The sequence below is a fragment of the Sphingomonas sp. CL5.1 genome, from assembly GCF_013344685.1.
Classification (GTDB): domain Bacteria; phylum Pseudomonadota; class Alphaproteobacteria; order Sphingomonadales; family Sphingomonadaceae; genus Sphingomonas.
Map to the genome: position 1 here is coordinate 827,789 of NZ_CP050137.1, position 17,162 is coordinate 844,950.

Genomic DNA, 17,162 nt, shown 5'->3' on the forward strand with positions numbered 1-17,162 from the left:
TGATTCGATGGCCGCCACCCTTCCTCCCCTCCCCGGCACCACGGGCCGCCGCGACTGGCGCACCGCCTTCGCCGCGATCCGCAAGCTGCTCGCCAATGGCGACGATACGGTGCAGGTGTTCCGCATCATGCGCGCGCTCAACGTCGGCGCGACCGAGCAGGGCTATGCCCGGCTGATCGCCACCGAACGGGGCGGGCGGATCGCCTATGACCAGGTCGAGCTGGCGGAGGTGTTTTCCCAGCCCGGCTTCGCCAGCCAGTTCGCCCCCGGCACGATCGGCGCCGCCTATCGCGACTTCCTCGAATCGACCGGCTATTCCGCCGACGGCCTCGCCGACGTCAGCCGCGAGGGCACCGACAGCGAGGATATGCCGCACCCTTATGCGTGGTTCGGCCGCCGCGTGCGCGACACCCATGACATCTGGCATGTGATGACCGGCTACAAGGCCGACGAGAGCCTCGGCGAGGCGGCGCTGGTGGCGTTCAGCTACGCGCAGGTCGGCGGGCTGGGCTGGGCGTTCATCGCCGCCGCCGCCGCGCTCAAGAGCCTGCGCGTCACGAAGGGCACGCTCTTCGCCAGGGCGGTGTGGGAAGGCTATCGCCACGGCCGCGCCGCGCAATGGCTGTCGGGCGAGGATTATCTGACGCTGCTCCACGAGCCGATCGAGGCCGCGCGGCAGCGGCTGGGCATCCGCGAGCCGAAAATATATCTGGAGGCGCAACGCGTGCTGGGGCCGGAGATGGCCTCCTATCTCAGCGACCGGCGCGAGAAGGACGCGGCGATCACGTCCGAGCCGCCGCGCCTCGCCGCCTGATTCCGCTCCCGCTCCCTCGGGAGAGATGGTGGAGGGGGGGCCACGGCGCGCCATGTCCCGTTGGCGCGCCGCCCCTCCATCGACGGCGCGACTGGCGCCGCCCCCGCATCAGCGCCTATGGCGGGTGCGATGCTCGACCGGCTCGTCCTCTCCGATTTCCGCAACCATGACGCGCTGACGCTCGCGCCGGCGCGCGGCTTCGTGGTGCTGACCGGGCCGAACGGCGCGGGGAAGACCAATGTGCTGGAAGCGGTGTCGCTGCTCGCGCCGGGCCGGGGCCTGCGCCGCGCCGCGCTGGGCGAGATCGCGCGCACCGGCGCGGGCGGCTTCGGCGTCGCCGCGACGCTGGCCGACGGGACGGAGATCGCCACCGGCACGCTGCCAGGCGCGCCGGAACGCCGCGTGGTGCGGATCAACGGCGCGGCATCGGCCGCCAATGCGCTGGCCGAACGGCTCTCGATAATATGGCTCACCCCGGCGATGGATCGGCTATTCACAGAGCCAGCCTCCACCCGCCGCCAGTTCCTCGACCGGCTCGCGCTGGCGCTGTTCCCCGGCCATGCCGTCCATGCCGCGCGCTACGATGCGGCGATGCGCAGCCGCAACAGGCTGCTGGGAGAGGAGCACCCCGATCGCGAATGGCTCGGCGCGCTCGAACGACGCATGGCCGAGCATGGCGCGGCGCTCGACGCGGTGCGGCGCGAGACAGTGGTGGCGCTCGCCGAACGGCTGGCGGCGCAACCGGCGGGCGATTTTCCGCGCGCCGGGCTGGCGCTGGAGGGGTGGAGCGGCGACGCTGGCGATCTCGCGGAGCAGCTCCGCACCGGCCGCGCGCGCGACGCAGCCGCCGGACGCGCGCTAGCGGGGCCGCATCGCGTCGACCTGCTGGCGTGGCATCTGGAGAAGGATCGCGCCGCCGCGCTCGCCTCCACCGGTGAGCAGAAGGCGCTGATGTTCGGCATCGTCCTCGCCCATGCCGAGCTGGTCACGGCGCGCACCGGAGCGCCGCCGGTCATGCTGCTCGACGAAGTGGCGGCGCATCTCGATCCCGCGCGCCGCGCCGCCCTGTTCGCGCGGCTCGGCGGATGCGGACAGGTGTGGATGACCGGAACCGAGCAGGCGCTGTTCGCCGAAATCGGCGGCGACGCGACGCGGATCGCGCTCGGCTGAGCCCCGGACAAGGAAAAGCCGCCGCCGGATACGACCGGCGGCGGCATCCAATATCTGTCGCGTGCTCAGGCGATCGAGGCGCGCGCGTCGCGGCGGCGGCGCATCACGGCGCCGATCCCGCCGAAGCCGAGGATCATCAACCCCCAGGTCGCCGGCTCCGGCACCCCGCCGCCGGTCAGCAGCGAGACGTTGTCGAGCGCCGCGCCATAGGCTCCGGCATCCTGCGACCCAAAGGACAAGGTCGTCGACGCGCCCTGCGCGACGAAATTGTAGGTATATTGCGCCCAGCCCATGTTCGTCTTGTCGAACGAGCTCGAATCGAAGGTGAACAGCTGACCGGCATTGCCGGTTGCCCCGACCAGCACGGATTTGGTGACGGGCGCGCCGTCCGTATTGCCGGCCAGCCAGAAGGTGACGTTGTAGAGCGTGCCCGCGACCGTGTCGAAGGTCTGCTCGATGCCGCCCTGCGCATTGCCGTTGAGGTCGATGCTGCGGCCGCCGTCCTGCGCCTGCCAATAGCTGCCGATATAATCGACGCTGTTGCCGGTCGCGGTCCAGCCGGTGATCGAGCTGGAATCACCGCCAGCGACGGTAGTGTAGGTGCCGGGCGCGACGCCGCTCTCGAAACTTCCGTTGACGAATGCCGCGGCATTCGCGCCGGCCGGAAGCGCGAGCGCCGCGCCGGCCGCTGTGAGGGCGAGAATATAACGCATGGTCGATACCCCTTACTAAGGTCGACCGAACCGGTTGAAACAACGCGGATCTGTCGACAGTTTCCACCTTGGTGGGAGACGCTGGCTAGCAGGGTAAACCGCACGTTAAGATGAATGTTGCGCCGGACCGTCCCGGAAATGGCCCGCTTCGCCCGGAAATGAGCCAATCACGCGGCGAGGGGGAGATCACCCGCCGCCTGATTCGCGCGCCGCCTGGGTGTAGATCACCTGCCAGCGGCCGCCGCGTTTCGCCCACACATCCGCGAAGCGCAGCCTGGCCTCGTAGCGCTTCCCACCGTCCGTGCCGCGCAGTAGCGCGACGCCCCCCATCACCGCGCCGCCCGGCCAGACCTTCTCGACCGGCCGTTCCACGGTGAACGGCTCCAGCGTGAAGCCGGGCGCGGTGTAGTCGCGGATCAGTTCCGCCTTGCTCTCGATCGCGCCGCCGGAGTTCACCAGCGTATAATCGTCCGCCAGCAACCGCTCCAGCGCGGCACGGTCGCCCTTCACCTGCGCCTCGTCATAGGCGCGCACCGCCGCCGCCAGATCGGCCGGCACGGCGGGGGCGGCGGCGAGCAGCGCCACGATCAGCATCAGTCCCATTCCACTCTCCCATTTCGCTTTCGTTACGCGGGTGTCGTGCCTATATAATCGGCATGGCAGAACCCCAGAATGCGGAATACGGCGCCTCCTCGATCAAGGTGCTGAAGGGCCTCGACGCGGTGCGCAAGCGTCCGGGCATGTATATCGGCGACACCGATGACGGCTCGGGCCTGCATCATATGGTGTTCGAGGTGTCCGACAATGCGATCGACGAGGCGCTCGCCGGCCATTGCGACCGGATCGACATCACGCTCAACGCGGACGGCTCCGTCTCCGTGACCGACAACGGGCGCGGCATCCCCACCGGCATCCATCCGGAGGAAGGCGTCTCGGCGGCCGAGGTCATCATGACCCAGCTCCACGCCGGCGGGAAGTTCGAGAACACGTCCGACGACAATGCCTATAAGGTGTCGGGCGGACTGCACGGCGTGGGCGTCTCGGTCGTCAACGCGCTCAGCGAATGGCTGGACCTCACAATCTGGCGCGACGGGGAGGAGCATTACATGCGCTTCGCCCATGGCGACGCTGTTGCCCCGCTCAAGGTGGTCGGCAAGGTGGAGGGCAAGAAGGGTACGCGCGTCACCTTCCTGCCCAGCCCCTCGACATTCAAGATCACCGAGTTCGATTTCGAGAAGCTGGAGCACCGCTATCGTGAGCTGGCGTTCCTCAATTCCGGCGTGCGGCTGTTCCTCACCGACGCGCGGCACGAGGAACCGAAGACGATCGAGCTTTATTACGAGGGCGGGATCGCCGCCTTCGTGAAGTGGCTCGATCGCGCCAAGACTCCGCTGATTCCCGAGCCGATCGCCATCACCGGCGACCGCGACGACATCGGCATCGACGTCGCGCTGGAGTGGAACGACAGCTATTACGAGAATGTCCTGTGCTTCACCAACAACATCCCGCAGCGTGACGGCGGCACCCACCTCGCCGCGTTCCGCTCGGCGCTGACGCGCACGCTCAACGGCTATGCCGACAAGTCCGGCATCCTGAAGAAGGAGAAGGTCACCCTCCAGGGCGACGACATGCGCGAGGGGTTGACCGCGATCGTCTCGGTCAAGCTGCCCGATCCGAAATTCTCCTCGCAGACCAAGGACAAGCTGGTCAGCTCCGAGGTGCGCCAGCCGCTCGAAAGCCTGATGGCGGACAAGATGGCGGAATGGCTGGAGGAAAATCCCGCCCACGCCCGCACGATCATCCAGAAGATCATCGACGCCGCCGCCGCGCGCGAGGCGGCGCGCAAGGCGCGCGAGGCGAGCCGCAAGTCGGTGATGGGCATCGCCAGCCTGCCCGGCAAGCTCGCCGATTGTCAGGAGAAGGACCCGGCCAAGTCCGAGCTGTTCCTCGTCGAGGGCGATTCGGCCGGCGGCTCGGCCAAGCAGGGCCGCGACCGGCATTTCCAGGCGATCCTGCCCTTGCGCGGCAAGATTCTCAACGTCGAGCGCGCGCGTTTCGACCGGATGCTCGGCAGCCGCGAGATCGGCACGCTCATCCAGGCGATGGGCACCGGCATCGGCCGCGACGAGTTCAATGCCGATAAGCTGCGCTACCACAAGATCGTCATCATGACCGACGCGGACGTGGACGGCGCGCATATCCGCACGCTGCTGCTCACCTTCTTCTACCGCCAGATGCCGGAGCTGATCGAGCGCGGGCACCTCTACATCGCGCAGCCGCCGCTCTACAAGGCGACACGGGGGCGGTCCGAGGTTTACCTCAAGGACGAGAAGGCGCTGGACGATTATCTGGTCGAGGCAGGCGTCGCCGCGACGGTGCTGGAAACGGCGGGCGGCGCACGGTCCGGGCAGGACCTGACCGTGCTCGTCGAGCATGCGCGGCGGATGCGCACGCTGATGCGATACGTCCCGCGCCGCTACGATCCGGTCATCATCGAGGCGCTGGCGCTGGCGGGCGCGCTCGACCCCGAGCTGGATCGGGCGGCGCGCGCGGCGACGGTGGCGGAGGTGACGCGCCGGCTCGACGCGGGCGACCGCGAGGCGCGCTGGTCGGCGCGGATCACCGACGAGGGCGGCATCCACTTCGAGCGGCTGTGGCGCGGCGTGACCGATCATCACATCGTCGAGGCGGCGTTCCTCGGCTCTACCGAGGCGCGCAAGTTGCACGCGTTGGCGAGCGAGCAGGCCGAAGCTTTCGCCATGGCGGGCAAGCTGGCGCCGCTGAAGGGCGCGGCGTCGGCCGAGGATGTCGCCGATGCGGACGAGGAAGGCGAGCAGGCCGCGACGATCGGCAAGGGCGAATCGCTCGTCGCCCGGCCGTCGCAATTGCTGGAGGCGATCTTCGCGGCGGGACGCAAGGGGCTGTCGATCCAGCGCTACAAGGGGCTGGGCGAGATGAACCCGGAGCAGCTCTGGGAAACCACGCTCGACCCGACCAACCGCTCGATGCTGCGTGTGGCGATCGATCAGGCCGACGTGGCCGACGAGATCTTCACCCGCCTGATGGGCGACGTGGTCGAGCCGCGCCGCGAGTTCATCCAGGAAAACGCGTTGTCGGTCGCCAATCTCGACGTGTGAGTTTCGTCAGGCCCCGCTCTTTCGCGAGCGGGGTCAGCTTCGCGATCAGAACCACGCCCGCACGCCGAGCACCAGCGCCGCGCCGCCGGCATCCTCCCCGCTCGCGCGGGCGAAATCGGCGGTGCGCCCGGCCTTGCGCCGCCACAACACGCCGACATAGGGCGCGAACTCGCGCGCGATCTCGTAGCGCAGCCGCAGGCCTAGTTCCGCCTCGCTCAACCCCGCGCCGATGCCGGCGGCGGCCACGTCCTGCGCGGCGAGGTTCAGGTCGATGCGTGGCTGGAGGATTAGCCGATCTGTCACGCGCTGGTCGTAATAGGCGCCGAGGCGCGCGGTCAGTTCGCCCCTGGTCGACAGGAAAGCGGCGGCGTCCAGTTCGAACCAGTAAGGCGCGAGGCCCTCCACCCCGATCGTCGCATAAGTGCGCGGGGCGGCGGCGCGGAAATCCTGCCGCACACCGGCCTGAAGGTTGAAATACGGCCCCACCGCGCGGCTGTAGAGCGCCTGCGCCTCGCCCTCGTCGAGCCGCCCGCCGAACGCGCCCGCTCCTTCGCTCTTGACGACGAGGCGGTTGACGTCCCCACCGAACCAGCCCTCGCCGCTCCAGCGATAGCCGTCCGGCCCCGCGCCGATGCGCGCTTCGGCGAGGTCGATCATCACTTGCGAGAAGGCCATGCCGCCATGCTCGCGCCGCAGCGCGGCGCGCGATGCGGCCATGGCGTCAGCGCCCCAGAAACGGTCGGCATAGTCCGCAGCGGTCGCGGGCGGCGGTGGCGCGTTTCCGGCGGGGAGTGCCGTCCCGCCGCCCATCGCTTGCGGCATGGCGTGCCCGGCATGGGGATCGGGTTTGCAATGCCCCATCGCGGCGTGTTCGGGCGGACATTGCGGATCGCCCGTGGCGGGCATCGGCGCGGGCGGCGCGGCCGGCTTGCAATGGCCCATCGCCGCGTGTTCCGGAGGGCATAAGGGAGGAGCCGGGGCGGCGGACATCGTCATGCCGTCGTGCCCGGCGTGGTCCATCTCCTGCGCCTGTGCCACACCACTCGCGAGCAACGCGGCCACCCCCAGCGGAAGCAGTGCCCGCCTCACGCCGCCTCTCCCTCACGCGGGCGGACCGAGACGATCTGCATCATCCCGGCGTGCATGTGATAGAGCAGGTGGCAGTGGAACGCCCAGTCGCCCACCGCATCGGTCGTCACGTCGAACGTCACCGTGCCGCCGGGCTGGACCTGCACCGTATGCTTGCGCGGCGCATGATCGCCATGGCCGGTGACAAGCTCGAAGAAATGCCCGTGCAGGTGGATCGGGTGGCCCATCATCGTGTCGTTGACCAGCGTCACGCGGACGCGCTCGTCCTTGGCGAAGGGGATCGGCGCGGTCACCGCGCTCAGCTTCTCGCCGTCGAACGCCCACATATAGCGTTCCATGTTGCCGGTGAGGTGGATGCGCATCTGCCGATCGGGCGCGCGCACGTCCGGGTTGCGCGCCTTCGCGACGAGATCGCGATAGGTGAGCACGCGATGCCCGGCATCGGCCAGCCCCTGCCCCGGCTCCCCGGTGCGATCGACGGGCATGGGGGAGATGGTCTGGACGGCGGGGGTCTTCCTCACCTCCGGCGCGTTGGCGAAATCGCGCATCGAATGCTTCATCGCGCCGTGATCCATGCCGGGCATGTCCATGCCGGCCATATCCATTCCCCGCATGTCCATGCTCCCCATGTCCATGCCCCCCATGTCCATGCCCATGTCGCGCATCGTCGCGAGCGGGCGCGGGCGGAGCGGGGGCACCTCGCCCGCCATCCCCGCGCGCGGGGCGAGCGTGGCGCGCGCCATGCCGGAGCGGTCGATGCTTTCGCCGACGATCGTCCAGGCGCGATCCTCGCGAGGCTCGACGATCAGGTCGTAGGTCTCGGCGACCGCCACCTGCAATTCGTCGACCGTCACCGGCCGCACGTCCTGCCCGTCGGCCTGAACCACCGTCAGCGGCAGGCCGGGGATGCGCAGGTTGAAGGTGGTCATCGCCGAGGCGTTGACGACGCGCAGCCGCACCCGCTCGCCGGGCGCGAACAGCGCGGTCCAGTTATCCTCCGGCCCGTGGCCGTTGACGAGATAGGTGTAGGTGCTGGCGGTGACGTCCGAGATATCGGTCGGGTCCATCCGCATCGCCGCCCATTTCAGCCGCTCGCCTTCGCGCTGGTCCCGCCCCGCGAGCAACCCGGCGAGCGTCTGCCGCCTTCTGTTGAAATAACCGCCCTGCAGCTTGAGCTTGCGGAAGATCGCATGGGGATGGAGCGGGCTGTGATCCGACAGCACGATCACATGCTCGCGGTCCGAGACGATCGGGTCCGCGCCCGCCGGGTCGATCACGATCGGGCCGTAATGGCCCATCTGCTCCTGAAGCCCCGAATGGCTGTGATACCAATAGGTGCCCGACTGGACGATCGGGAAGCGATAGGTGAAGGTCTCGCCCGGCCTGATCCCCGGAAAGCTGATACCCGGCACGCCATCCATCTCCGCCGGCAGGAGCAGGCCGTGCCAGTGGATCGAGCTGTCCTCGTCCAGCGCATTCTCGACATGCAGCCGCACCTGCTGCCCCTCGCGCAAGCGGATCAGCGGCGCGGGGACGGTGCCGTTGATGCCGATCGCATGGCTTTCCCGGCCATCGACCATCAGCATCCGGCGCGCGATGCGCAGGTGGATGTCCTCCCCCGAAAGCGACGGCAGCGGCCCGACGATGCCGGGCGACACCGGCCGCGCCCACGCGGGGAAGGCGGCCGCGGCGCCAAGCAGGGCGCTGCCGCGCAGCAGGCCACGGCGATCGAGGGCGATGGTCATCGTTGCTCCCGGACAGGTCACGGCGGGAGGTAGGGCGGCGGACGCCCGCTGTCACCCCGCGCCGAGCATCGCCGCGATCTGCGCCTCGGCGATCGCCCGCGCCTCCGCCGCGTCGAGCACGTCGGGCGAGAGGCACAATTCCAGCCACAATCCGTCGACCAGCGCGGTGATCGCGATCGCGGCGCGGCGGCGCGCGGCGGGGGCGATCCCGCAATCGCCGAGCAGCCGCTCCAGCCCGGCGCGGAAATGGCCATATTGCTCGTCGTGCAGCCGCGCCACGTCGTCTCGCGCGATGACGAGGCTCCAGAACGCCACCCAGGTCGCGAGCAGGGCACGGTCGGCGATCGGCGGGGCGAAGCTCGCCGCGACATAAGCGGAAAGGCGCGCGCGCGGATCGTCGCCCGCCCCCGCCACCGCCGCGTCGAGCGCCGCCGTCACCGCCGCGCCGACATAGGCGTAGGTCGCCGCGATCAGCGCATCCATGCCGCCGAAATGATGCGTGACGAGGCCGGGCGACACCCCCGCCTCCTGCGCGATCGCGCGCACCGATGCGCCCGCCGCCCCGTCGCGCGCCAGCACGCGCGTCGCCGCCGCGATCAGCGACTTGCGGCGCTCGTCCGCGTCGGTGCGGGTGAAAGCGGGGATATTGCGCATGGGCGGAGCTTATTATACGTTTGTATAGCAAGCAACCGGAGTCGCGCTTCATGGCCACCCTCGCCCAGCCGTTCGCCGACCCCGATGCAAATTATTCGCTGCCGGGCTGGATCTACACCGACGCGGAGTTCTTCGAGGTTGAGATGGCGCGGGTGATCCGCCCGTCGTGGCAGATCGTCTGCCACGAGAGCGATCTCGCCACGCCGGGCGAATGGCGCACGATCGCCTATCTCGGCGAGCAGATGATGGCGGTGCGCGGCGAGGACGGGGCGATCCGCGCCTTCCACAACGTCTGCCGCCACCGCGCGATGCGCATCATGGAGGGCGATGCCGGCTGCGCCAGGAAGCTGGTCTGCCCCTATCACGCCTGGACCTATGAGCTGGACGGGCGGCTTTCCGGCGTGCCGATGAAGCGCGACTATCCGGCGCTCCGGCTGGAGGACAATGGGCTGGTGCCGGTCGAGGTCTCGACGTGGCGCGGCTTCGTCTTCGTCCGGCTGGAGGATGACGGCGGCCCCTCGGTCGCGGAGATGATGGCGCCCTACGACCACGAGATCGCGCCCTATCGCTTCGAGGAGATGCGCCGCATCGGCGACGTGCGCCTGCGCGACCGGGCGGTGAACTGGAAGAACGTCGGCGACAATTATTCCGACAACCTCCACATCCCCGTCGCGCATGACGGTCTGACGCGGCTGTTCGGCAAGAGCTATGCGATCGAAGCCGCCGGCTGGGTGGACAAGATGAGCGGCGGGCTGGTCGATCGCCCGTCTGACAATATGTGGGAGCGCTTCTACCAGAAGCATCTGCCGCGCGTGGATCATCTGCCGGAGGAGAACCAGCGGCTGTGGCTCTATTACAAGCTGTGGCCGAACATGGCGTTCGACATCTACGCCGACCAGATCGATTTCATGCAGTGGCTGCCGCTGTCGCCGACGACCTGCGTGCTGCGCGAGATGTGCTTCGCGCTTCCCGATGAGCGGCGCGAGATGAAGCTGGCGCGCTATGCCAACTGGCGGATCAACCGCGTCGTCAACGCCGAGGACACCTGGCTGATCGAGCGCGTCCAGCAGGGCATGGCCTCGCAAAGCTATACGGTCGGCCCGATCGGCGCGAGCGAGGTGTGCCTGCGCAGCTTCGCGGCGAAGATCAGGGACCGGATACCGGAGGCGCGGCTGCATCGCGCGCCGCCGCCCGGCTGGTCGCGGCGGCCGCGCGGGGTTTGAGACAAGGAAGAATTGGGGTTCGGGGAAGGCAATGACAAAGAAATACGACGCGATCATCATCGGCGGCGGGCACAACGGCCTCGTCTGCGCCTTCTATCTCGCCCGCGCAGGCATGAAGGTGCGCGTGCTGGAGCGGCGGCATGTCGTCGGCGGGGCGGCGGTGACGGAGGAGTTCCACCCCGGTTTCCGCAATTCCACCGCCAGCTACACCGTCAGCCTGCTCCGCCCCAGGGTGATCGCGGACATGAAGCTGCACGATCGCGGCTTCCGCATCATCGAGCGCACCATCTCGAACTTCTTCCCGTTCGCGGACACCTATCTCAAGCTCGGCGGCGGCACCGCGCGGACGCAGGCGGAATTCGCGCGCTTCAACAAGAAGGACGCCGAGACCTACCCGCATTACGACGCCGCGCTGGAGAAGGTGGCGCAGGTGTTGCGCGACCTTGCGCTGAAAGTGCCGCCCAACGTCGGCGGGGGCCTGCGCGCGCTGATGTCCGGCGCGTCGCAGGGCTGGCCGCTCGCCAGGATGGGGATCGAGGCGCAGCGCGACCTGCTCGACGTGTTCACCAAATCGGCGCGCGATTTCCTCGACGGCTGGTATGAAGACGATCACGTCAAGACCGCCTTCGCCTTCGATGCGGTGGTGGGCAATTTCGCCGGCGTCTCCACGCCCGGATCGGCCTATGTCCTGCTCCACCACGTCTTCGGCGAGGTGAACGGCAAGTTCGGCGCATGGGGACATTCCGTCGGCGGGATGGGCGCGATCACGCAGGCGATGGCGCGCGCGTGCGAGGATGCCGGGGTCGAGATCAGCCTCGAGGCGCCGGTCGATCGCGTGCTGGTCGACGGCGGCAAGGCGGTGGGCGTGCGGCTGGAGAGCGGCGAGGAGATCGCGGCGAAGATCGTCGCGGCCAATGTCGGCCCGGCCCTGCTCTATCGCCGGATGGTCGATCCGTCCGACCTGCCGGGCGATTTCAACTGGCGAATGGACAATTACAAGGTCGGCTCCGGCACGTTCCGCATGAACGTCGCATTGTCCGAGCTGCCCGACTTTACCGTGCTGCCGGGCAGGGACAAGGCGGAGCATCACACCGCCGGCATCATCATCGCGCCGGGCATGGATTACATGGACGAGGCGTATGACGACGCGCGGAAGTTCGGCTGGTCGAAGAAGCCGATCGTCGAGATGAAGATACCGACCACGGTGGACGACAGCCTCGCGCCGCCGGGTCAGCACGTCGCCAGCCTGTTCTGCCAGCAATTCTCGCCGGTGCTGTCCGAAGGGCGCTCGTGGGACGACGTGCGCGAGGAGGTGGCGGACCTCATCATCGACACGGTCAACGACCATGCCCCCAATTTCAAGGCGAGCGTGATCGCGCGGCAGATCCATTCGCCGCTCGATCTGGAGCGCAAGTTCGGGCTGATCGGCGGCGATATCTTCCACGGGCACATGAGCCTCGACCAGCTCTGGGCGGCGCGCCCGGTGCTCGGGCACGGCGATTACCGCTCGCCGGTGAAGGGCCTCTACATGTGCGGATCGGGCACGCATCCCGGCGGCGGCGTCACCGGCGCGCCGGGGCACAATGCCGCGCACGAGATATTGCGCGACCGCTCGCTGGTCGGGCGCTTCCTGCCGCTCTGACATGATCCACTACGACCGCCGCCGCCAGTCGCTCGCCGCCGCGCTCGCGGCGCTGGCCGGCTATGTCGACGCGATCGGCTTCGTGAAGCTCGGCGGCCTGTTCGTCTCCTTCATGAGCGGCAACACGACGCGCATGGCGGTGGGGCTGGCCGGCGGCTCGGCGGTGGCCGGGGTGGCGGCCGGGCTGATCGTGGCGTTCCTCGCCGGGGTGGTGGCGGGAGCGCTGGTCGCCGCCACCACCGGCACCGCGCGCAAGGCGGCGGTGCTCTCGCTGACGGCGGCGCTGCTCGCGCTGGCGGCGGCGATGGACCGGTTCATCGCCGGCGGCTGGACCGCTCTGGCGATGGCGGCGGCGATGGGCACGATCAACAACGTCTTCCTGCGCAACGGCGAGGTTTCGGTGGGCGTCACCTATATGACCGGCACGCTCGTCAAGCTCGGCCAGCGCGTCGCCGCCGCCTTGCTGGGCGACGATGCGGGCGGCTGGATCGCCTATCTGCGGCTGTGGCTCGGGCTGCTGGCGGGGGCGGTGAGCGGCGCCTTGCTCTATCCGCGCATCGGCTCGCTCAGCGTCGCGCTGGCGGCGGCGGTCGCGGCGGTGCTGGCGCTGGCGGCGCGACGGCTCGGCCCATCCGACCCCTATCCGCGCCGCACCCACCAATAGACCGGCAGGCCAAGCGCAAGCAGCGCCAGCCCCCACAGGTCTGCCTTCAGCCCCAGCCCCCAGGTCATCCACGCGACGAAGCCGGCCGCGACCGCCGCCGCGAGCGTCACCGCCACGTCGCCGCGCAGCAGCTTCAGCGCCGCGAGCGCGCTGGCGAGATAGGCGAGCATCCCCGCCGCGAGGCTGATCGAGGCGATGTCGGAGAACAGATCGCCGGTCTTGCCGGTATAGTTCAGCGCCATCACCAGCGTCACCAGCACGCCGGAGACGAGATGCGCGCGCGCCGGCGTGCCGTGCGCGCTCTCCTTGCCGAACCACGCCGGGAACACGCCGCCGCGCGCCATCGCCCACGGCATCTCGCCTTGCAGCAGGATGAAGCCGTTGAGCGCGCCGAACGCGCTGACCGCCGCGAACAGCGCCACCAGATCGCCCGTCCCGCCGCCGAGAGTGCGGGCGAGGAAGGCGGCGACCGGCGCGGGCGATGCGGCGATCTCTCCACGCGGCATCATCAGCGCGATCGCGGCCGCGACGGCGAAATAGACCACGCCGGTCAGCGCGGTGCCGGCCAGCGTCACCAGCGGCACGACGCGTTCGGCGTTCTCCACCTTGTCGGCCGGAACGGTCGCCGACTCGACGCCGAGGAAGCCCCAGAATGTCAGCGCCGCAGCGCCCGCCACCGCTCCCGCGCCGACCGGCACCGGCGGATTGGCGGCGAGCGCGCCCGAGCCGTCGCGCAGCAGCAGCCACGCGGCGAGCAGCACCACGCCGGCAAGCGGCACCAGCTTCACGCCCGCCGTCACCATCTGCACCCGGCCCGCCAGCCCGACGCCGTGGATGTTGACCGCGACCAGTCCCCAGATCAGCGCCAGCGCGACGAGGATCGCGGGGAGGCCGCCGCCGATCGCGGGGAAGGGCACGCTGAGCGCGCTCACCACCGCCACGGCGACCGCGCCGTTGCCGGCCCAGACCAGCACCCAATAGCTCCACGCCACCGCGAAACCGACCGCCGGGCCGAATGCCGCATTGGCAAAGGCGTAAGGACCGCCCGCCGCCGGGATCGCCGCCGCCAGCCGCGCGAAGACGAAGGCGAGGCACATCGCGCCGCCGATCGTCACCCCCCAGCCGATCATCGCGTTCGCGCCGAGCGGGGCGAGCGTCGCGGGCAGGAGATAGATGCCCGAGCCGATCATGTTGCCGACGACCAGCGCCAGCGCCGCCCACAGCCCCAGCGCGCGCTTGTCCCGCATCCCCGCCCCTTCTTCGCTCGTCGTCGCAAGGTGTGCGGCAAGCGCGCGCGGGCGGCAAGCCCGGCCGGCGACGTTAACCGCGTCTTAGCCGCGCTGCTTTACCCCGCTCCCGATCGCAACCGTGCCGGAGCCGATGCTGAGGCCCATTCTCCTTGCCGTGCCAACGCTCGTGCTGGCGACCTCCTGCGTGCCGCAGGCGGAAGCGCCGAGCTATACGCCCGCGCCGGGGACGGCGGCGGCGCGTCCGGTGAAGAACCCACGCGAATTGCTCCAGCGGCTCGATCTCGACGTGCCGGCCGATCTCGTCGAGGAAACCGCGCTGGCGCGATTCGCGCGGCCGGCGGTGCTCAACGCCGCGCCCGCCTTCAACCCGGGCGACCAATCCACCGACGACGCGGCGCGCGCGCTCGATTGCCTGACGCAGGCGGTCTATTACGAGGCGCGCTCCGAGCCGCTCGACGGCGAGCGCGCGGTGGCACAGGTGGTGCTCAACCGCGTGCGCGACCGCGCCTTCCCCAAGAGCGTGTGCGGCGTCGTTTATCAGGGATCGAACCGCAACACCGGCTGCCAGTTCACCTTCACCTGCGACGGATCGCTGCTGCGCCCGCGCGAGCCGGGGGCGTGGGAGCGCGCCCGCGCGGTGGCGGCGGCGGCGCTGTCGGGCGAGGTCTATGCCCCGGTCGGCTCGGCGACGCATTACCATGCCAATTATGTGCAGCCGTGGTGGGCGGCGAGCCTCACGCGGATCGGCGCGATCGGCAACCACATCTTCTACCGCTGGCGCGACGCGATGGAGAACGCCCTCGCCTTCCGCCAGCGCTATGACGGCGTGGAGCCGGAGGTCGGATCGAGCCTCGCCGTGGCGGATGCGCTGGGGGTGACGGTGCACCGCGACGGCGACGCGGCGGAAAGCGGCGGCAACGAGACGGTCGGGTCCGTGACGATCCACCGCAGCGGCGCGAAGACGGCGGTGGCGGATGCCGGCGCGGCGAAGCTCGTCCCGCCCGCCGCGCGCTCGACGATCAGCGCCGGGGTGCGCGTCCACCGCGACGTCGCGCCGCCGGAGGAAATCGACGGCGACGACCAAAGCGCGGGCTGACCGGCCGTCCGACGATCAGCCGAGACGCGCCGCGTGCCAGCGGAGGTGGTCCTCCATGAAGGTCGAAATGAAATAATAGCTGTGGTCGTAACCCGGCTGCATCCTGAGCATCAGCGGGATACCCGCCCTTTCGCATGCCGCCGCGAGCAGATCGGGCTTCAACTGCCCCTCGAGGAACTGGTCCGCCGCGCCCTGATCGACCAGCAGGCCCGGCACCCGCGCGCCGTCCTCGATCAGCGCCACGGCGTCGTGCTTGCGCCACGCCGCGCGGTCCGGCCCGAGATAACCTCCGAGCGCCTTCTCGCCCCACGGCACCTGCCCCGGCGCGACGATCGGCGCAAAGGCGGAGACGGCGCGATAGCGCTCGGGGAAGGTAAGCCCGATGGTCAGCGCGCCGTGGCCGCCCATCGAATGGCCCATGATCGACTGTCGCGCCATGTCCGCCGGGAAATGCTCCCCGACCAAGGCTGGCAGCTCGCGCGTAACATAGGACCACATCCGGTAATTGGCCGCCCACGGCGCCTGCGTCGCATCGACGTAGAAGCCCGCGCCCAGCCCGAAATCATAGGCGCCGTCGGGATCGTCCGGCACGCCCTCGCCGCGCGGCGAGGTATCGGGCGCGACGAGGATCAGGCCAAGCTCGGCGCAGGCGCGGCGGAACTCGCCCTTCTCGGTCACATTGGCGTGGGTGCAGGTGAGGCCGGAAAGATACCACACCACCGGCAACCTCGCGCCGGCCTCATGCGGCGGGACATAGACGGAGAAGGTCATCTCCGTCCCGGTCGCGGCGGAGACGTGGCGATAGACGCCCTGCGTGCCGCCGAATGCCGCGTTGGTGGAGACGGTCTCCATCAATAGACCACGACCGAGCGGATGCTCTCGCCCGCGTGCATCAGGTCGAAGCCCTTGTTGATCTCCTCCAGCGAGAGGCGATGCGTAATCATCGGATCGATCTGGATCAGGCCGTTCATATACCAGTCGACGATCTTGGGCACGTCGGTGCGTCCGCGCGCACCGCCGAACGCGGTGCCCTTCCACACGCGCCCGGTGACGAGCTGGAACGGGCGGGTGGAGATTTCCTTGCCCGATTCGGCGACCCCGATCACGATCGATTCGCCCCAGCCGCGGTGCGCCGATTCCAGCGCCTGCCGCATGACGACCGTATTGCCGGTGCAGTCGAACGTATAGTCGCCGCCGCCGTCGGTGATCGCGATCAGGTGCTGCACCACGTCGCCCACGTCCTTGGGGTTCACGAAATCGGTCATGCCGAACTGGCGGCCCCAGCCCTCGCGGTCCGGGTTGATGTCGACGCCGATGATCTGCGCCGCGCCGGCGAATTTCGCGCCCTGGATCACGTTGAGGCCGATGCCGCCCAGCCCGAACACGATCACCGTCGCGCCCGGCTCCACCTTCGCCGTGTTGACCACCGCGCCGACGCCGGTCGTGACGCCGCAGCCGATGTAGCAGCTCGTGTCGAACGGCGCGTCGGGGCGGATCTTCGCCACCGCGATCTCCGGCAGCACGGTGAAGTTCGAGAAGGTCGAGCAGCCCATGTAATGATAGATGGTCTGACCCTTGTAGCTGAACCGGCTCGTCCCGTCCGGCATCAGCCCCTTGCCCTGCGTCGCGCGGATCGCGGTGCACAGGTTGGTCTTCTGGCTGAGGCACGACTTACACTGGCGGCATTCCGGCGTGTAGAGCGGGATGACGTGATCGTCCGGCGCGACGCTCGTCACGCCCGGCCCCACCTCGCGCACGACACCGCAGCCCTCATGACCGAGGATCGAGGGGAACAGCCCCTCGCTGTCCAGCCCGTCGAGCGTATAGGCGTCGGTGTGGCAGATGCCGGTGGCCATGATCTCGACCAGCACCTCGCCGGCCTTCGGCCCCTCAAGGTCCAGTTCCACGATCTCCAGCGGCTTCTTCGCCTCGAATGCGACGGCGGCGCGGGTCTTCATCTCGGGC

At 69.4% G+C, this 17,162-nt stretch carries 15 protein-coding genes; 7 read left to right on the plus strand and 8 right to left on the minus strand.

Translation table 11 applies throughout. The annotated features are described in order from the left end of the window. Positions 1-7 precede the first annotated feature (7 nt). Both F9288_RS04160 and recF read left to right on the plus strand, forming a co-directional pair. Complete coding sequence (locus tag F9288_RS04160; RefSeq protein ID WP_174835454.1) at positions 8-814, plus strand: Coq4 family protein; 807 nt, start codon at positions 8-10, stop codon at positions 812-814. A 129-nt stretch (positions 815-943) separates the two neighbouring features. After that, positions 944-1,984, plus strand: coding sequence for a DNA replication/repair protein RecF (gene recF / locus F9288_RS04165; protein WP_174835455.1), 1,041 nt, complete (start codon positions 944-946; stop codon positions 1,982-1,984). Between the two features lie 65 nt (positions 1,985-2,049). Here the strand turns inward: recF and F9288_RS04170 are convergent, their stop codons facing one another. Together F9288_RS04170 and F9288_RS04175 are read right to left on the minus strand one after the other, a co-directional pair. Next, complete coding sequence (locus F9288_RS04170; RefSeq protein WP_174835456.1) at positions 2,050-2,697, minus strand: choice-of-anchor C family protein; 648 nt, start codon at positions 2,695-2,697, stop codon at positions 2,050-2,052. A 186-nt stretch (positions 2,698-2,883) separates the two neighbouring features. Continuing rightward, positions 2,884-3,300, minus strand: a complete 417-nt coding sequence (locus tag F9288_RS04175; protein WP_174835457.1) for a nuclear transport factor 2 family protein — start codon at positions 3,298-3,300, stop codon at positions 2,884-2,886. A 53-nt stretch (positions 3,301-3,353) separates the two neighbouring features. Here F9288_RS04175 and gyrB point away from each other — a divergent pair, with 53 nt between their 5' ends. Then, entirely contained in the window at positions 3,354-5,834 is a 2,481-nt protein-coding gene (gene gyrB / locus F9288_RS04180; protein ID WP_174835459.1) for a DNA topoisomerase (ATP-hydrolyzing) subunit B, read from the plus strand. 45 nt (positions 5,835-5,879) lie between these two features. Here the strand turns inward: gyrB and F9288_RS04185 are convergent, their stop codons facing one another. The 3 genes from F9288_RS04185 to F9288_RS04195 are packed head-to-tail and all read right to left on the minus strand — an operon-like array spanning position 5,880 to position 9,322. Further along, complete coding sequence (locus F9288_RS04185; protein ID WP_254621072.1) at positions 5,880-6,923, minus strand: copper resistance protein B; 1,044 nt, start codon at positions 6,921-6,923, stop codon at positions 5,880-5,882. Beyond that, a complete protein-coding gene (locus tag F9288_RS04190) occupies positions 6,920-8,668 on the minus strand; it encodes a copper resistance system multicopper oxidase (protein ID WP_174835460.1) in 1,749 nt (582 codons plus the stop codon). Before F9288_RS04190 ends, F9288_RS04185 begins: the two co-directional genes overlap by 4 nt. A gap of 51 nt (positions 8,669-8,719) precedes the next feature. After that, positions 8,720-9,322 (minus strand): TetR family transcriptional regulator C-terminal domain-containing protein, encoded by a 603-nt coding sequence (locus tag F9288_RS04195; protein ID WP_174835462.1) that lies wholly within the window; start codon positions 9,320-9,322, stop codon positions 8,720-8,722. 50 nt (positions 9,323-9,372) lie between these two features. Between F9288_RS04195 and F9288_RS04200 the strand changes: the two genes are divergently transcribed. Genes F9288_RS04200 through F9288_RS04210 form a run of 3 tightly spaced genes read left to right on the plus strand, consistent with a single transcriptional unit; the run spans position 9,373 to position 12,851 of the window. Next, a complete protein-coding gene (locus F9288_RS04200; RefSeq protein WP_174835463.1) occupies positions 9,373-10,545 on the plus strand; it encodes an aromatic ring-hydroxylating dioxygenase subunit alpha in 1,173 nt (390 codons plus the stop codon). 31 nt (positions 10,546-10,576) lie between these two features. Next, entirely contained in the window at positions 10,577-12,187 is a 1,611-nt protein-coding gene (locus tag F9288_RS04205) for an NAD(P)/FAD-dependent oxidoreductase (RefSeq protein WP_174835465.1), read from the plus strand. Position 12,188: 1 nt separating this feature from the next. Next, the gene (locus F9288_RS04210; RefSeq protein ID WP_174835466.1) at positions 12,189-12,851 is read left to right on the plus strand and encodes a YoaK family protein; all 663 of its coding nucleotides are present in this window, start codon (positions 12,189-12,191) and stop codon (positions 12,849-12,851) included. Here F9288_RS04210 and F9288_RS04215 read toward each other — a convergent pair. Further along, on the minus strand, positions 12,827-14,098 hold the full coding sequence (locus tag F9288_RS04215; protein WP_174835468.1) for an amino acid permease: 1,272 nt from the start codon (positions 14,096-14,098) through the stop codon (positions 12,827-12,829). The two genes, F9288_RS04210 and F9288_RS04215, sit on opposite strands and share 25 nt — an antisense overlap. Before the next feature lie 133 nt (positions 14,099-14,231). Here F9288_RS04215 and F9288_RS04220 point away from each other — a divergent pair, with 133 nt between their 5' ends. Further along, positions 14,232-15,197: a cell wall hydrolase gene (locus tag F9288_RS04220; protein WP_174835470.1), complete on the plus strand. Its 966-nt coding sequence runs from the start codon at positions 14,232-14,234 to the stop codon at positions 15,195-15,197. 15 nt (positions 15,198-15,212) lie between these two features. Here the strand turns inward: F9288_RS04220 and fghA are convergent, their stop codons facing one another. Both fghA and F9288_RS04230 read right to left on the minus strand, forming a co-directional pair. Next, complete coding sequence (gene fghA / locus F9288_RS04225) at positions 15,213-16,049, minus strand: S-formylglutathione hydrolase (RefSeq protein ID WP_174835472.1); 837 nt, start codon at positions 16,047-16,049, stop codon at positions 15,213-15,215. Next, positions 16,049-17,155, minus strand: a complete 1,107-nt coding sequence (locus F9288_RS04230; protein ID WP_174835473.1) for an S-(hydroxymethyl)glutathione dehydrogenase/class III alcohol dehydrogenase — start codon at positions 17,153-17,155, stop codon at positions 16,049-16,051. Before F9288_RS04230 ends, fghA begins: the two co-directional genes overlap by 1 nt. Positions 17,156-17,162 lie beyond the last annotated feature (7 nt).

Bases quoted from the DNA above. Each gene is read 5' to 3' on its own strand.
- F9288_RS04205 (WP_174835465.1), top strand. From the start codon at position 10,577: ATGACAAAGAAATACGACGCGATCATCATCGGCGGCGGGCACAACGGC.
- fghA (WP_174835472.1), bottom strand. From the start codon at position 16,049: ATGGAGACCGTCTCCACCAACGCGGCATTCGGCGGCACGCAGGGCGTC.
- gyrB (WP_174835459.1), top strand. From the start codon at position 3,354: ATGGCAGAACCCCAGAATGCGGAATACGGCGCCTCCTCGATCAAGGTG.
- F9288_RS04215 (WP_174835468.1), bottom strand. From the start codon at position 14,098: ATGCGGGACAAGCGCGCGCTGGGGCTGTGGGCGGCGCTGGCGCTGGTC.
- F9288_RS04195 (WP_174835462.1), bottom strand. From the start codon at position 9,322: ATGCGCAATATCCCCGCTTTCACCCGCACCGACGCGGACGAGCGCCGC.
- F9288_RS04230 (WP_174835473.1), bottom strand. From the start codon at position 17,155: ATGAAGACCCGCGCCGCCGTCGCATTCGAGGCGAAGAAGCCGCTGGAG.
- F9288_RS04220 (WP_174835470.1), top strand. From the start codon at position 14,232: ATGCTGAGGCCCATTCTCCTTGCCGTGCCAACGCTCGTGCTGGCGACC.
- F9288_RS04170 (WP_174835456.1), bottom strand. From the start codon at position 2,697: ATGCGTTATATTCTCGCCCTCACAGCGGCCGGCGCGGCGCTCGCGCTT.
- F9288_RS04200 (WP_174835463.1), top strand. From the start codon at position 9,373: ATGGCCACCCTCGCCCAGCCGTTCGCCGACCCCGATGCAAATTATTCG.
- F9288_RS04175 (WP_174835457.1), bottom strand. From the start codon at position 3,300: ATGGGACTGATGCTGATCGTGGCGCTGCTCGCCGCCGCCCCCGCCGTG.
- recF (WP_174835455.1), top strand. From the start codon at position 944: ATGCTCGACCGGCTCGTCCTCTCCGATTTCCGCAACCATGACGCGCTG.
- F9288_RS04210 (WP_174835466.1), top strand. From the start codon at position 12,189: ATGATCCACTACGACCGCCGCCGCCAGTCGCTCGCCGCCGCGCTCGCG.
- F9288_RS04190 (WP_174835460.1), bottom strand. From the start codon at position 8,668: ATGACCATCGCCCTCGATCGCCGTGGCCTGCTGCGCGGCAGCGCCCTG.
- F9288_RS04160 (WP_174835454.1), top strand. From the start codon at position 8: ATGGCCGCCACCCTTCCTCCCCTCCCCGGCACCACGGGCCGCCGCGAC.